Source organism: uncultured Flavonifractor sp. (assembly GCF_944385615.1).
Classification (GTDB): domain Bacteria; phylum Bacillota; class Clostridia; order Oscillospirales; family Oscillospiraceae; genus Flavonifractor.
On sequence record NZ_CALWXV010000012.1, the window covers coordinates 13,700 to 27,500 of the forward strand.

The 13,801-nt window shown below is 60.8% G+C and carries 12 protein-coding genes; 2 read left to right on the forward strand and 10 right to left on the reverse strand.

Annotated features, from left to right (window positions below; all coding sequences use genetic code 11):
• Window positions 1–11 precede the first annotated feature (11 nt).
• The 5 genes from aroC to Q0J75_RS05040 all read right to left on the reverse strand — a co-directional run bounded on the left by aroC (window position 12) and on the right by Q0J75_RS05040 (window position 6,223).
• Window positions 12–1,046 carry a chorismate synthase gene (gene aroC / locus Q0J75_RS05020; RefSeq protein ID WP_363315708.1) on the reverse strand — a complete coding sequence of 345 codons (1,035 nt, stop codon included), beginning with the start codon at window positions 1,044–1,046 and terminating at the stop codon, window positions 12–14.
• Between the two features lie 10 nt (window positions 1,047–1,056).
• Entirely contained in the window at window positions 1,057–2,310 is a 1,254-nt protein-coding gene (gene aroA, locus Q0J75_RS05025) for a 3-phosphoshikimate 1-carboxyvinyltransferase (RefSeq protein ID WP_297197580.1), read from the reverse strand.
• Window positions 2,307–3,371 carry a 3-dehydroquinate synthase gene (gene aroB, locus Q0J75_RS05030; protein WP_297197583.1) on the reverse strand — a complete coding sequence of 355 codons (1,065 nt, stop codon included), beginning with the start codon at window positions 3,369–3,371 and terminating at the stop codon, window positions 2,307–2,309. Before aroB ends, aroA begins: the two co-directional genes overlap by 4 nt.
• Before the next feature lie 91 nt (window positions 3,372–3,462).
• A complete protein-coding gene (gene aroF / locus Q0J75_RS05035; RefSeq protein WP_297197586.1) occupies window positions 3,463–4,482 on the reverse strand; it encodes a 3-deoxy-7-phosphoheptulonate synthase in 1,020 nt (339 codons plus the stop codon).
• A gap of 364 nt (window positions 4,483–4,846) precedes the next feature.
• Window positions 4,847–6,223, reverse strand: a complete 1,377-nt coding sequence (locus Q0J75_RS05040; protein ID WP_297197589.1) for an MATE family efflux transporter — start codon at window positions 6,221–6,223, stop codon at window positions 4,847–4,849.
• Window positions 6,224–6,350: 127 nt separating this feature from the next.
• Between Q0J75_RS05040 and Q0J75_RS05045 the strand changes: the two genes are divergently transcribed.
• Entirely contained in the window at window positions 6,351–6,770 is a 420-nt protein-coding gene (locus Q0J75_RS05045) for a dipicolinate synthase subunit A N-terminal domain-containing protein (RefSeq protein WP_297197592.1), read from the forward strand.
• An 80-nt stretch (window positions 6,771–6,850) separates the two neighbouring features.
• Here the strand turns inward: Q0J75_RS05045 and gnpA are convergent, their stop codons facing one another.
• The 5 genes from gnpA to Q0J75_RS05070 all read right to left on the reverse strand — a co-directional run bounded on the left by gnpA (window position 6,851) and on the right by Q0J75_RS05070 (window position 12,589).
• On the reverse strand, window positions 6,851–9,022 hold the full coding sequence (gene gnpA, locus Q0J75_RS05050) for a 1,3-beta-galactosyl-N-acetylhexosamine phosphorylase (protein WP_297197596.1): 2,172 nt from the start codon (window positions 9,020–9,022) through the stop codon (window positions 6,851–6,853).
• Between the two features lie 61 nt (window positions 9,023–9,083).
• A complete protein-coding gene (locus Q0J75_RS05055) occupies window positions 9,084–9,281 on the reverse strand; it encodes a DUF6903 family protein (RefSeq protein ID WP_297197599.1) in 198 nt (65 codons plus the stop codon).
• Between the two features lie 9 nt (window positions 9,282–9,290).
• Complete coding sequence (locus Q0J75_RS05060; protein ID WP_297197602.1) at window positions 9,291–10,178, reverse strand: carbohydrate ABC transporter permease; 888 nt, start codon at window positions 10,176–10,178, stop codon at window positions 9,291–9,293.
• Between the two features lie 12 nt (window positions 10,179–10,190).
• Window positions 10,191–11,075 carry a carbohydrate ABC transporter permease gene (locus Q0J75_RS05065; protein ID WP_297197607.1) on the reverse strand — a complete coding sequence of 295 codons (885 nt, stop codon included), beginning with the start codon at window positions 11,073–11,075 and terminating at the stop codon, window positions 10,191–10,193.
• A 134-nt stretch (window positions 11,076–11,209) separates the two neighbouring features.
• Window positions 11,210–12,589 carry a carbohydrate ABC transporter substrate-binding protein gene (locus Q0J75_RS05070; RefSeq protein ID WP_297197611.1) on the reverse strand — a complete coding sequence of 460 codons (1,380 nt, stop codon included), beginning with the start codon at window positions 12,587–12,589 and terminating at the stop codon, window positions 11,210–11,212.
• Between the two features lie 355 nt (window positions 12,590–12,944).
• Between Q0J75_RS05070 and Q0J75_RS05075 the strand changes: the two genes are divergently transcribed.
• Window positions 12,945–13,787, forward strand: a complete 843-nt coding sequence (locus tag Q0J75_RS05075; RefSeq protein WP_297197614.1) for a helix-turn-helix transcriptional regulator — start codon at window positions 12,945–12,947, stop codon at window positions 13,785–13,787.
• Window positions 13,788–13,801 lie beyond the last annotated feature (14 nt).

Consider the following 13,801-nt stretch of genomic DNA (forward strand, 5'->3'; position numbering starts at 1 on the left):
CCATTCCCTCCTCAAATCCCCAATACGGCGCAGGCCGCCAGAGCCGCCGCCGCCTCAATGACCGGCACAGCCCGGGGCACAATACAGGGATCGTGGCGGCCCTTGATCTCCATCTCCACCTCTTCCCCGGTGCGCAGGTCCACGCTCTCCTGGGGCAGAGCGATAGAAGGGGTGGGCCGGATGGTCACCTCAAAGGCCACCGGCATCCCGTTGGTGATGCCGCCATTGATGCCGCCGGCGTGGTTGGTGCGGGTGACCACCTGGCCGTCCCGTACCTCGAAGGGGTCGTTGGCCTCGCTGCCCCGCATGAGAGAGAAGGCCACCCCGGCGCCGAAGTCCACCCCCTTAACAGCGGGGACGGCAAAGAGGTATTGGGAGAAGATACCTTCCACATTGCAGCCGAAGTCGGGGGCTCCCAGCCCGGCGGGCAGGCCGGTGACGGCGCACTCAATGGCGCCTCCCACGCTGTCCCCCTCCTCCTTGGCCTCCAGAATGGCCTGGCGCATCTCCTCCCCCTTGGTATCGTCCAGCACCGGGAAGGGCTTTGCGGCCACCGCCTTCAGCGCCTGCGTGTCCTCCAGGGAGGCATCGGTGATGCCGTAGATGGAGCTGATGTGGGCCCCTACCCACACGCCCCGCTGGGCCAGCAGCTGCTTGGCCACGGCCCCCGCCGCCACCAGAGGAGCGGTGAGCCGGCCAGAGAAGTGGCCGCCGCCCCGGTAATCCAGACAGCCCTTGCTCTTAATGAACCCGGCGTAATCCCCGTGGCTGGGCCGTGGGGTGTAGCGGATGGCCTCGTAGTCCTGGGAATGCTGGTCAGAATTGCGGATCACCATGGCCAGAGGGGCCCCGGTGGTCTTGCCCTCAAATACCCCGGAGAGCACCTCCACCAGATCGCTCTCCTTCCGGGCGGTGGCGGTGGGGTCCTGGCCGGGCTTGCGCCGGTCCAGCTCTCTTTGGACCTGCTCCAGGTCCAGCTCCAGCCCGGCGGGCACCCCCTCCAGCACCACGCCGATGGCGGGGCCGTGGGATTCCCCAAAAATCATGTGTCGCATGTTACAGTTCCTCCGTCCCTGGTTTGGTTCCATTCCGGGTGATCTGTCCCCCAAGGGCCTGGTACTCCTCCCAGAACCGGGGGTAGGATTTTTTCACACACTCCGCCCCAGTGATGGTCACAGGATGTTCACACCGGATGGCGGCGATGGCGGCCATCATGGCAATACGGTGGTCATTGTGGCCGGAGACGGTGACGCCGCCGGGCAGCACCGCTCTGCCCCGGATCACCAGATGGTCCTCATGCTCCTCCACATCCGCCCCCAGGGCGTTCAGCACCTCCGTCACCGTGGCCAGCCGGTCGCTCTCCTTGATGCGCAGCCGCTGGGCATTGACGATACGGGTGGTCTCTCCCGCCCGCAGGGCGGCCATGGCGGCCAGGGGAGGCACCAGATCGGGACACTGGCTCACGTCCAGGTCCACCTGCCCCTCCCCCTGCAATTTCACAAAATAGGGCACAATGCGCATATCCCCCTGCACAGAATAGGCGTTGAGCCCCTGGATATCTACCTGACAGCCCAGGCTGACCGCGCCATACCAGAAGGCGGCGTTGGACCAGTCGGCCTCGATGGCCAGATCCTGGTGCTGATAGACCTGATTGCCCGGCACCCGGAACACCCGGCCGCCGTCAAAGTGAGCCTCCACTCCGAACCGCTTTAAAGCGTCCAAGGTCATGTCCACATAGCCCTGGGACTCCAGCTCGGTGGTAAGCCGGATCTCGCTGTCTCCCTCCAGGAGAGGCAGGGCGTACAGCAGGCCGGTGATGAACTGGGAGGACACATTGCCCGGCAGGGTGTACACACCGGGGGCCAGCTTGCCCGCTACCGTCAGCACCCCATCCTCCAGGGTATAGGAGATCCCCTTCTCCCGGAACATAGCGAAGTAGGGCTCCTGGGGCCGCTCCATCAGCCGCCCGTGGCCGGTAAACTTCCCGCCCCCCTTGAGGGCCAGGGCTACCGGAATGAGAAAGCGGAGGGTGGAGCCGCTCTCGCCGCAGTCCATCACCTCCGGGGCGGGCTCCTCATGGCCGTCCACCAGGTCACAGCCCCGGATGATGGTACCGTCGGCGGAGGCGTCGGCGTCCAGGGTGCGCATACACCGCAGAGTGGCCTGGATATCCTCCGACAAATCCACGTTGGACAGCTTGCAAAAGCCGTCGGACAGGGCAGCGGCGATGATAAGCCGGTGGGCCTGGCTTTTGGAGGGGGGCGGCGTGACAGCGCCCGCCAACAGAGCGGGGGTAATGGTGATGTTCATGTCAATTCCTCCAGCAGCGCCGCCTTGGGCATTTTATGGGGCACAGCCTTGCCCAGCGCCTCCAACAGAATGACGCTGATCTCCGCCCCAGCCCCCTTTTTATCCAGGCCAATGGCGGCGGCGTACTCCTCCCCGGTACAGGGTATGGAGGTGGGCAGGCCCAGAGGGGTGAGCAGAGCGGCAATCTCTTCCGCCGTGCCCGCCGGGGTGACGCCCAGCCGGGTACCCAACCGGGCGGCCTGTACCATTCCGGCGGCCACCGCCTGGCCGTGGGTCCATGTCTCATAGTGGCCCGCCTTCTCGTAGGCGTGGCCCAGGGTATGGCCGAAGTTGAGCAGCATCCGTTTTCCGGTGTCCCGCTCGTCCTTTTCCACAACCATTCGTTTTAAATTGCAGCAGGTATACAAAACGTGTTCAATTTCTACCATGATGGCCGCCCGGCTGGGCCGCTGGGCCAGGAAGGAGAAAAAGGCCCCATCCAGGATACAGCCGTATTTGACCACCTCGGCCATACCGTCGGCAAAGGTGGCGTCTGGCAGGGTGTCCAGGGTGTCCGGGTCCATGAGCACCAGCTTGGGCTGCCAGAAGGCCCCCGCCAGATTTTTACCGTGGTCCAGGTCAATGGCCACCTTCCCCCCCACCGAGGAGTCCACCTGGGCCAGGAGGGTGGTGGGAATCTGCACAAAGGCCACCCCCCGGAGGATAGTGGCGGCGGCAAAGCCCGCCAGATCCCCCACCACGCCGCCGCCCAGGGCCACCACAGCGTCGGTGCGGGTGAGGCCGAAGTCCATCATACACTCCCACAGACGGGCCAGCTCTCCGGCACATTTAGAGGCCTCACCGGCAGGGATTTCACAGACGGCAGTCTCAAATCCGGCGGCCTCCAGCGGGGGAATGATCCGCTTCAGGTACAAGGGGCCCACTGTAGAATCGGTGACCACAAAGAGTCTGGGGGCGCCGGGCAGGGTCTTCCGGCAGAGTTCTCCCGCCCGGTCCAGCAGGCCCCGTTCAATGACGATATCATACTCCCGCCCCGGCAGGGCAACGGTGAGGGTTTTCATGGAATCAATCCTCCTTGGGATGGCAGGGTGCGAGAGGCCTTTTGGCTTTTTGTCACGCTCCAGCGGCTACGCAACGCCTCCGCGCTTTTAATTATCTTATCAAATTTTTCCCCACCAGGTCAACCAGGGCGCTCACCTTGTGCATAAGGGCGTCAAACTTCTGGGGAGTCAGAGACTGCTGGCCGTCGCATTTGGCGTGAGCGGGGTCGTTGTGGACCTCGATGATAAGGCCGTCGGCCCCCGCGGCCACAGCGGCCAGAGCCAGAGGTTCCACCATCCAGTACATCCCGGCGGCGTGAGAGGGGTCCACAATAATGGGCAGGTGGCTCATCTGCTTGACGGCGGGGATGGCGGACACATCCAGGGTGTTGCGGGTGTAGGTCTCAAAGGTGCGCACGCCCCGCTCGCACAAAATCACGTTCTCATTGCCCGCAGCCATGATATACTCAGCGGACATGATCCATTCCTCATAGGTGTTGGACAGGCCCCGCTTGAGCAGAATGGGCTTGCTCATCTTGCCCACTTCCTTGAGCAGTTCAAAGTTCTGCATATTCCGGGCGCCCACCTGGACCACGTCCACCTCCCGCTCGAAGAGCTCGGCCATCCGGGGGTCCATGATCTCCGTGACGATGGGCAGACCGGTCTTGGCCCGGGCCTCCATCAGCAGGTCCAGACCGGCGGTGCCCATACCCTGGAAGGAATAGGGGGAAGTGCGGGGCTTGAAGGCGCCGCCCCGGAGCATGGCCGCCCCGGCGTTCTTCACATCCTGGGCCACGGCACAGATCTGCTCCTCGCTCTCCACCGAGCAGGGCCCGGCGATGACCGAGAAGCACCCCCCGCCGATCTTGGCGTTCCCTACGCTGACCACCGTATCCTCCGGGTGGAACTTGCGGTTGGCCTTCTTATAGGGCTCCTGCACCCGCATGACCCGCTCCACATTGGGGTTGATGGTGAACTTGTCCATATCCACAGCCGTGGTGTCTCCCACCAGGCCCAGGATGGTGCAGCCTACGCCATTGGTGACTCCCACCTCCAGGCCCTGCTCCTTCAGCTGACACACCAGGCGCTGAATTTCCTCCTGCTTGGTGCCGGGCTTCATAACAACTACCATGTAACTCGCTTCCTTTCGGGTACAAAAATAGGCGCTCATTGATGAAATCAATGAGCGCCCTGTCAATACCGCAAGGTCTGATCCGGCCCAATCGGGCCCACCCATTCACTTCATCCTCTTATTTTCCCATGCCAAAAAAGCCGGCGCCCATAAATCGGGCCCAGCCATAGGAAAACAGGAAGGATGCGGTTGTGAGGGAAGATTGGGACATACTTGCGCGCCTCACTTTTCCAAGGTGAAGTCATTATACCCCGTTCTCCCTGGGATTGCAACCGGGATTTTGTACAAATACCCTCTTTTTTCGCCGGGATAGGACGGGGCTTTTTCATGACCAGGGCACGCCGCTTCAGCGGCAGCGCATCTTTTATCCGATGTGTATATTTTGCAGCTCTCCCTGGGGCATGTGCCGCAGCAGCTGCCGCAGGCACAGCGCAAAGAGCACCGAGCTGATGGACCAAGTCAGGGGATAGGCCCAGTACACCACCCGGATATCGGGGATGATCCGGACGGTGAGGGTGATGTAGGTGATGCGCAGGGCACACCACACGGTGAGCATGATGGCCATGGGCACGATGGGCCGCCCCATGCCCCGCAGGATGCCGGCACAGCAGTGGGAGAAGGCCAGCAGGCAGTAAAACAGGGACACGGTGCGGGCGTAGGCGGTGCCGAAGGCCACCACCTCCGGCTCGCTGTTGAAGGCGGCCACCAGCAGCGGGGAGGCAATAAAAATAACTACTCCAATGAGCTCGGCCAGCAGAGGACTGCACAGCAAGCCGAATTTCATCCCCGCCCGCACCCGGTCAAACTTTCGGGCTCCCAGGTTCTGGCTGACAAAGGTGGACAGGGCCAGGGCAAAGCAGGTCACCGGCAGGAAGGCAAAACCCTCAATGCGGCTATACGCCCCGCAGCCCGCCATGGCGGCCGACTCAAAGGCGTTGATGTTGGCCTGCACGATGACGTTGGCCAGGGAGACCACCGAGCTCTGCACGCCGGAGGGAATACCCAGGGTAATGATCCGCCGGAAGGTGGGCCCTTCAAACCGCACCCGCCGCCAGTTCACCCGGTAGGCCTCCTTGGTCAGGGTGAGCTTGCGGAAGGCCAGGAAGGCGGAGAGGCACTGACTGATAATGGTGGCCAGAGCGGCGCTGCCCACATTCATGTTCAGCACCGCCACAAAGAGCAGGTCCAGCACCACATTGGTCACCGAGGCGGCAATGAGGTACTTCATAGGACTGCGGCTATCCCCCACCGACTGGAGAATGCTGGCTCCCATATTGTAAAGCACCACGGCGGAGGAGCCAAAGAAGTAGATGCGGAAATAGAGGATGGAATTTTCAATGACATCATCCGGGGTACCGATCCATTGGAGGATCTGGGGAGTGAGCAGCACCCCTACCACCGTCAGCACCACCCCCGCCGTCAGGCCCAGGGCCACGGTGGTGTGGATGGCCCGTTCCATGTTGTCGTCGTCCTCCGCCCCGTAATACCGGGCGATGAGCACCCCGGCGCCCAGGGAGACGCCGTTGATAAAGCCCACCATCAGCAAAATCATACTGCTGGAGGAGCTGACTGCCGCCAGGGCGGACCGGCCAATGAAGTTGCCCACGATGAGAGAGTCCACCGCGTTGTAGAGCTGCTGAAACAGGTTGCTGAAAAAAATAGGCAGGGCAAAGGCCAGCATCTTGCGGGGGACGCTGCCCTCGGTCAGGCGATTTTGCTCATTGCGATTTATGGGGATCATCTCCGCTCTCTAAATGTGTCCCTTTATTATTAGCCCACAAAGCGGAAAAGTCAAGGCGGCGGCTCAGTCACCCTTCTCCCCCGGTGGAATAGGATGGAACAGTCACTGGGAACGGAGGGCACGCGCCATGAGACATGAACTGAACCTATGGGTGGCGGGCGGGGATCTGCGGCAGGCCAAACTGGCGGAGCTGCTGGCCGCCGACGGCCACACGGTACATACCTGGGCCCTGGAGGGCCACGGCCCTCTGGCAGGGGTCCATGCGGAAGAGGACCCGGCGGGGGCGGAGCTGGCCGACTGTATGATCCTGCCCCTGCCGGCAGAGGAGGAGGGCGGACTGCTCCACGCCCCTCTGTCCGACCGCCCCCGACCGCTGGAGGAGCTGCTGGCCCCCCTGCGGCCCGGCCAGCTGGTGTGCGCCGGCATGGTGGGCCCGGCCCTGACCGCCCTGGCGGCGGAGCAAGGCCTGGTCCTTCAGGACTACTTTGCCCGGGAGGAGCTGGCGGTGGCCAATGCGGTGCCCACCGCATTGGCAAATGGACACTAATTGGCCAGATATGGAAAAATGGCCGCCCGTCCGGGCGGCCATTGTTCATGGAATCTCTTGTATTTTGTGTCTGGCAATGCTCAGATCTCGTACCAGCGGATCTCGTTGGCATCCAGATCCAGCTGGAAGGAGCTGCCGTCTCCCCGATATACGGTGGTGGACTGGGGCTCATAGGTGTTGTTGACCACACAGTACTTGCCGTTTTTCACATAGGCGTGGACCTCCACGTTATAGTTGGTGGAGAACCAGGTGTGGAGCGCGTCCTCGTCATGGGTGCTCCACAGAATGGCCCGGTAGAGCACACGGCTGTTCTCAAAGCTGTAGGGCAGACCGGAGAGGTAGACCGCCCGGCCCTGGCCGAACTGGTTCACCGCCATCTGCACTTCCTTGTCCTTCTGGACCAGGATCTGGGTACCCTCCAGAGCATAGATGCTCTTCTTGCCCTCGCCGAAGTCCATCTCACCCTTGCAGTCGGCCAGGATGAAGTGGTCGGGGTGCTGCTCCCAGTTATACTTGTCATAGCCCAGGGTGAAGCCGGTCTCCTTCTCCACGCCCAGCACCTTGGCCAGCTGGAGATAGCGGCCCTGATACTGGTGGCCGGCGGGCTCGCCCACACCGATGAAGCCGCCGCCGTTGTAGACAAAGGCCTTGACGGCGGAGGAGATGGCGGGGTCCTCCCACCAGCAGCCGCCGGTATGGGCGGTGTCGCCATCGCCCACGTTGATGAGCACATCCACCCCGTCCAGGCATTTGGGGTCGGCCTTCACATCGTCGAAGCTGATGAACTTCACATCAAAGGGAGCGCCGGACAGGGCCTCGATAACCCCGGCGTAAGAGTAGTTCTGCTTCTGATAGAGGGCATGGTGGACCATGTGGCAGCCCCAGGAGCGGGCTTTGCCCCAGGCGTTGAGGACAGCCACCGTCTTGACGCAATAGGGGGTGGTGCCCTTGATATTCTCATACAGCTCCCGGAACTCGTCGCACACGCTCTCCACGTACTGGATGAACTCGGGGAAGTCACAGGCCAGCTTCAGATAGCCGCCGTAGCCGATGCGGTCGATGGGCTTGCGCAGGATAGCCCGGCGGGCGGTGACCCAGTTCTCCTTAGCCTCCCGGACGGGGTCGCCCCCCTCGTGGAAGGTGTCGGGGAAGAAGTAGGGCAGGAACCGGCCCTCGGTGTACTTCACGCCGGGGATGTCGGAGATGAGCCGCAGGGTGGAGCCGTTGCCCACCGAGCCCACCACCGCGTCCAGGCCGATGGTCTTGAACTCTTCCATGTAAGGCTCGGTGCCGATCCAGTGGTCGCCCAGGAACATCATGGCTTCCTTGCCCAGCTCATGGGTGATGTCCACCATCTCCTTGGCCAGCTTGGCCACCTCCCGGCGCTGGAAGGCCATGAAGTCCTTAAACTCCTTGGAGGGCACCCGGTACTGGTTGTTGTAGTAACCCTGGTCGATGATATACTCAGGGCGGAACTTGTAGCCCACCTCTTTTTCAAACTGCTCCAGGATATAGGGGGACACCGAGGCGGAGTAGCCGTACCAGTCCACGTACTTCTCCCGCTTGAGCTCGTCGAACACCAGGGTGAACTGGTGGAAGAAGGTGGTGTAGCGGATCACGTTCACATAGGGGTGCTCGGCGATGAATTTACGCAGCCGCTCCATGGTGAACTTGCGGGTCTTGGGCTGGCGCACGTCAAAGGTGATCTGGTGCTCAAAGTCCTTCCAGTCGTTGGTGACGGCGTTGTACATATGCACCGGGTCCCAGATGAGATAGGCCAGGAAACTGACGGTGTAGTCGTGGAAGGCCTCCGGGGCGTCCAGCACCACGCAGCCGCTCTCAGCGTCATAGCGCCACTGATCTGCGGGCACAGGCTGGCCGGTGGTGCGGTCCATCACTTCCCACCAGCGCTTGATATCGTCCCGGGTATTGACCTCCATCAGCTCGGGGCTGATGCCCTGCATCAGGGGAATGGACAGGGCTCCGCCAGCGGCGGTATAGAAGCCTGTCATGATATAACACTGCTGCACCTCGTCGGGGTTGGCCTTGGCCCAGGCGTTGTCCTTACGGGTGGTGTAGTAGGTGGAGTATACCTTGGCGTCCACCTTCTTCAGCTCTTCCGGGTAATCGGTGCCGTCGCAGTCCCGGATGGCGTCCGCGCCCCATTGCTCCAGCAGCTGCAGGGTCTGGGGCACCACATCTACGTCGGTAGGGATGGTGACCCGTCCCCGGTTGTGCTTGCTCTGGCTCATAATGCTGCCTCCTAATAAGGGTTATAAATTTTCCGCCCTGAGGCGGCCGGCAGGCTGTGCCTTACCGTTTGGGGTCCTGAAAGGGCTTGTTGTAGATGGCCAGGGCCACAATGAGCAGCGCCAGGCCCACGATCATGATAATCAGACCGTTCATCTGCCCGGTCATTTTCCAGCCGCCGATGATCATCGCCATCCCTGCGATAAAGAACAGGGCGATGAGGATCACCCGCAGCGCGGCATGCTCTTTCCAAAATTTCATGGTTCCACCTTATCCTTTCAATCCGCCCACGGTCATGCCCTGGATCAGCTTCTTCTGCACGCAGATGTAGAGGATCAGCGTGGGCAGCATCACCAGCACCAGACCGGCGTACATGGTGCCGTACTCGGCAGCCGACTGCTGGGCCTGCATCAGGTTCAGCAGGCCTACCGGCAGGGTCTTGCCGCCGGTGGCGGAGTTCATCAGGGTCATGGAGATGATGTACTCGTTCCAGAAGGAGAGGAAGTTAAAGAGGATGATGGTGATGATGGAGGGCTGGGCCATGGGGAAGATGATTTTGAGCATGGTCTTGCCGTACCCGGCGCCGTCGATGTAGGCGGCCTCCTCAAAGTCGTGAGGCAGGGTGGCAAAATAGCCCGAGAGAAGGTAGATGGTAAAGGGCAGGGCGGTGGCGGCGTACACAATGGCCAGCACCACCAGGTTGTTCAGCAAAAAGCTGAAGCCAAAGGTGTTCTTGAGGAAGGTATCCCCGTCCCGCAGCATCAGGAAGATGGGTACCACAATGTAGTTGACGTTGATGAACAGGCCCGCCATAAAGGCCACGTTGAAGAACTTGCGGCCCCGGAAGTGGAACCGGGACAGGCAGTAAGCGGCGGGCAGAGCCACCACCAGCAGGATAATCAGGGCCAGGGCGGTGACGATCACCGAGTTGAGCATATAGTCGCCCATCTTGGCGGTATTCCAGGCGTTGACAAAGTTCTGCCAGTAAAAGCCCAGAGGCAGGGCCCAGGGATTTCCGTAGAACTCGCTGTTCTGCTTGATGGAGGCCATGAAGACCCACGCCACCGGCACCACGATGGTGACGGCCAGGGTAATGAGGGCCACATAGATAAAGGCCTTATAGACCTTGGTGCTGGTGTGTTTTTCCTTCAGTTCCATACCGTCACCTCCTTAGAATTCCAGCGGCTCCCGCTTGGTGGCCTTGTTGACCATTGCGGAGAGCAGGAAGGAGAACAGGAATACCACCACGCCGATGGCCATGGAGTAGCCGTACAGGCCAGCGTCCTTCTGCCCGTACATATAGGACAGGGCCACCTCGGAGGCGCCGTTGGGGCCGCCGGAGGTCATGGCCTTGACAAACAGGAAGGCCATGTTGATGGTGGAAATGATGAAGAAGGTCAGGGTGGTGCGGATGTTGGTCCAGATCAGGGGAATGGTGATCTGGAAGAACTGGGTGATCCGCCCGGCGCCGTCCAGGCTGGCCGACTCATAGAGGCTCTCGGGCACGCTGGCCATGGAGGCCATATACATGACCATGTAGTAGCCGATGGCCTGCCAGATCATGGCGATGATGATACTCACCACCACCAAAGGGGCGTCCTTCCACAGCACGGTGACCGTCTCCCCCCGGAAGAGGGAGATAATGCTGTTGAGCATACCGTTCTCCGGCTTATAGATGGCGGAGAAGATACCGGAGATAACCACCACAGACAGAATGTTGGGGATGTAGAAGATGATGCGGAAAAGGTTGGTGCCCTTGATCTTCTCATGGGTCAGGATGCTGGCGAAGATCAGCGCCAGAGCGAAGGTGATGATGGTAACGACGACCACCATCAAAATGGTGTTCTGCATGGAGCGGATAAACAGACTGTCCTGCGCAAGGGCCTGGAAATTGCCCATGCCCACGAAGGTCTCCGTGGGGGAATAGGCGCCCCGCTCGTACAGGGACATGCGGAATACGTTGAGGGTGGGCAGGATCATGAAGATAAAGAATAAAATGACGGCGGGTGCCACGCACAGCACGATAAAGCGGCTGCGCCCCTTATTTCTTCTCACACGCTCAGCTCCTTTCTGGGCTACGGCTTGTTCTGTTCACAAATTGTTCACATTTACTTCTAAAAACGGGGGGCGGTGAGCGGGCTACCGCTCGCCGTCCCCCGTCATGACGATCTGCTTGTTTTCGCTAAAGATCAGCTCAGGTTAGCGCGCATCTGATCGCTGGCGGTCTTGATGCTGCTCACCCACTCATCCTTGGTCATGGTACCGGAAACCAGGGCGTTCACGGGATCGAAGAACACTTCGCGGGTAGTGCCCAGACCGGCCACGGACTTGTAAGAGGCAAAGGAGCCCAGAGCGGCCATGGCGCCGTCGTCATAGATGCCATAGAAGATCTGGTTGTCGCCGGAGAGCTTATCCACGATACCGGTGACAGGCTGGGCAGCGCCGGCGGCGGCAAACAGGTCTGCCGCGGTGTCGCTGTACATGAAGGCGATGAACTGCTTGGCGGCGTCCACATTGGCAGCGCCGGCGGGGATCCACATCTGCTCAAAGAAGGTGTAGCTGTAGCGGTCGCCGCCCTCGGTGACGGCGGGCAGGGCGGTCATGCCCCACTCAAAGCCATCGGCCCGGGGAGCCTCGGCCATCTCACCCACGATCCAAGTGCCGTTGGGCATGAACAGGGCCTTGTTGTCCAGCACCAGCTGCTGGTTCTGGGTGAAGTCCTGATCGTTGGCCTGAGCGGGGGTGATGGGGTTGGTGTAGCTGGCCAGCTTCTCCACGATGTCGAAGCAGGTCTGAGCGGCCTGGGAGTCCCAGATGCCCTCGGCATAGTGGGTAGCGTCGAAGAAGAAGTCCTCGCCGCCGACCTCATACATCAGAGCATAGAAGAAAGCGTCAAAGTAACCGGTGGTGGGGTAAGTAAACAGGGAGATGCCCTCAGCGGCGGCCTTGTCGCCCAGCTCCCACATCTCGTCCCAGGTAGTGGGCACTTCCCAGCCCTTCTCCTCAAACAGGCCCTTGTTGTAGAACAGGCCGCAGGGAGAGTAGAACATGGGGGCCAGATAGGTCTTGCCGTCGGCATAGGGGTTGGTGGTGGAGTTGTCGTTGACGAAGCCGGGGATGATCTTCTCGCCCACGGTCACGTCCTCGCCGGGCACGTTCATGGACAGCACATCGGTGATCTCAGCAATGTTCTTGTCCTTGATGAACTGCTCGGTCAGGCCGGCCTCACGGCCCACGGCCAGGTGGATCACGTCGGGATACTCACCGCCCTGCATGGCAGGCCCGATGACGTCCTCCAGCTTCTTGTCGGTGACCAGCTCCACATTGATGCCGGTCTGCTCGGTAAAGGCGTCGGCCACCTGCTGCCACACCTCGGTACCGTAGCTGGTCTCGATGGCGGCTACCTTGATGGTGGTGCCGGACGTGTCGCTGCCGCCGCTGCTGGTGTTGCCAGCCGGGGTACTGGTGTTGCCGCCGCCGGTGGTGTCGTTGCCGCCGCCACAGCCGGCCAGAAGACCCAGAGACATGGTGGCTGCAAGAGCCAGACTGAGAACTTTCTTTCCATTCATAGTTGGTTGTACCTCCTTCAGTTAAATCCAACACGCAATTCGGAAGGCCTAAAACCTGCCAGTTTTGGCTTCCATTCTGATAAAAAGTATATTGATTTCCAGCCAGATAACAAGGCGTTTCTTGCGCTACTTTTTAGCTATATTGCTTTTCTCGTTTTTTTGTTGTGAAGTTGCTAATTTTTGCACGTTTAATTTGTGCATCTTGTTATGGATCTGAAACCATCCCCGTTGGGTGGCGCTTTTTTGCAGTCACACCCATGAAAAGTCTCCTGATCCTTCCAAGTTGCGCAAACGGCGGGAATCGATTATAATCATTCCTATAAAAGGGGCCGACCCGGGCGAAAGGGGGATTTTTTTGAGCAGTCAGTATTATACCATCCGTCAGGAGGATACCTCCTCCCTGCCCCAGAGCCAGGCCAAGCTGCTGAGCATATCCTGGGCGCAATATAGTGAGGAGTGGAACTCCTCCCTCCACACCCACAACCACGCCGAGCTATTTTTTGTCGTTGGTGGACAGGGCAGCTTCCAGCTCCAGGACCGGCAGTTCTCCGTCAGCAGCCGGGATCTGGTGGTCATCAACGCTGGGGTCCCCCACGCCGAGCTGAGCCAATCGGGCAGTCCCATGGAGTATATCGTGCTGGGGGTGGACAGTCTGGAGGTGCTGGCCAGCGCCTGCGGCTATGTCCAGTCCCATTTTTACACCGGCTGGGATGAGATCGCCAGCTGCCTGCGGCTGATGCTGCAAGAGGTACGGGGCGGCCAGCCAGGGCATCAGTACATCTGCCAGCATCTGCTGGAAGTGATCCTGCTGCGGCTGCTGCGCCGGGACGATCTGGTCCTGACCGCCCCCTACGCCGACCGCAGGAGCAGCCGGGAGTGCGACCTGGTCCGGCGGTACATTGACGACCATTTTAAGGAAAACCTGACGCTGGACCAGCTGGCCGCCCTGGCCCACATTAACAAATACTATCTGGTCCATACCTTCCGTAAGGAGTACGGCATCTCCCCCATCAGCTATCAGATCTCCCGCCGGATTCAGGAGAGCCGTATGCTCCTGACCAGCACCGACTTCAACCTGTCTCAGATCGCTCAGATCCTTGGCTTTTCCTCCCTGAGCTATTTCTCCCAGAGCTTTCGCCGCCTGGAGGGGGTGAGCCCCATGGAGTACCGGAAACGCAACCGCCCCGCCGCCAAATAAGTTCGCCGCACCCA

What these genes read in the sequence shown, in the direction of transcription:
- Q0J75_RS05055 (WP_297197599.1), bottom strand. Translation starts at nt 9,281, where the DNA reads ATGAAATTTTGGAAAGAGCATGCCGCGCTGCGGGTGATCCTCATCGCC.
- gnpA (WP_297197596.1), bottom strand. Translation starts at nt 9,022, where the DNA reads ATGAGCCAGAGCAAGCACAACCGGGGACGGGTCACCATCCCTACCGAC.
- aroB (WP_297197583.1), bottom strand. Translation starts at nt 3,371, where the DNA reads ATGAAAACCCTCACCGTTGCCCTGCCGGGGCGGGAGTATGATATCGTC.
- Q0J75_RS05045 (WP_297197592.1), top strand. Translation starts at nt 6,351, where the DNA reads ATGAGACATGAACTGAACCTATGGGTGGCGGGCGGGGATCTGCGGCAG.
- Q0J75_RS05060 (WP_297197602.1), bottom strand. Translation starts at nt 10,178, where the DNA reads ATGGAACTGAAGGAAAAACACACCAGCACCAAGGTCTATAAGGCCTTT.
- Q0J75_RS05040 (WP_297197589.1), bottom strand. Translation starts at nt 6,223, where the DNA reads ATGATCCCCATAAATCGCAATGAGCAAAATCGCCTGACCGAGGGCAGC.
- Q0J75_RS05070 (WP_297197611.1), bottom strand. Translation starts at nt 12,589, where the DNA reads ATGAATGGAAAGAAAGTTCTCAGTCTGGCTCTTGCAGCCACCATGTCT.
- aroF (WP_297197586.1), bottom strand. Translation starts at nt 4,482, where the DNA reads ATGGTAGTTGTTATGAAGCCCGGCACCAAGCAGGAGGAAATTCAGCGC.
- aroC (WP_363315708.1), bottom strand. Translation starts at nt 1,046, where the DNA reads ATGATTTTTGGGGAATCCCACGGCCCCGCCATCGGCGTGGTGCTGGAG.
- aroA (WP_297197580.1), bottom strand. Translation starts at nt 2,310, where the DNA reads ATGAACATCACCATTACCCCCGCTCTGTTGGCGGGCGCTGTCACGCCG.